The organism is Mesorhizobium sp. M4A.F.Ca.ET.050.02.1.1, from assembly GCF_003997725.1.
Lineage (GTDB): Bacteria > Pseudomonadota > Alphaproteobacteria > Rhizobiales > Rhizobiaceae > Mesorhizobium.
Genome location: NZ_RZSG01001492.1, coordinates 1 through 474, shown reverse-complemented (window position 1 = coordinate 474; position 474 = coordinate 1). Strand labels below are relative to the sequence as shown.

Annotated in this window: 1 protein-coding gene; it reads right to left on the bottom strand. The window is 73.8% G+C overall.

Translation table 11 applies throughout. The features are described from left to right. Positions 1-474, bottom strand: a 474-nt coding sequence (locus EOA33_RS38320; protein ID WP_145989625.1) for a LysM peptidoglycan-binding domain-containing protein, incomplete at both ends; no start/stop codon positions are given.

Sequence of the window (474 nt, the reverse complement as noted above, 5' to 3'; positions counted from 1 at the left end):
GCCGGCGCCACGGCGGCGACCGACTCACCCGGCTCGCGCTCGAAGGGCACGGCGGCGCGGGCCACCACCTTCACCCCGTCGGCATCGAGGGCATCGACATGGATGGTGTAGCTGCCGACCGGAATGTCGCGCGCCGCTTCGACCAGGAAATGGCCGTCAGGCGAGGTCTGGGCGTCGCCGAGCAGTATGTCGTTGGCATAGGCACGCACCTTGCGGCCGGGATCGGCCGTGCCGGCGACGAAGATCTTGTTGCCGTCGATCTCGACCGCCTCGACGACGATCTTGGGCTCGCCCGCCGGTGCCGCCGGCGGCGTTGCCGGCGCAGCGGGCGCTGGTGCTGGCGCGGCTTCAACCGCGGCCGGCGCGGCCGGAGCCGTAGCGGCGGGCGCTTCGGCCGCCGGAGCGGCCGCCTGGTCGCCAGTGGCGGGTGCCGCGGGCTTCGTCTCCGGTGCCGGGACGGTAAGCAGTTCGGAC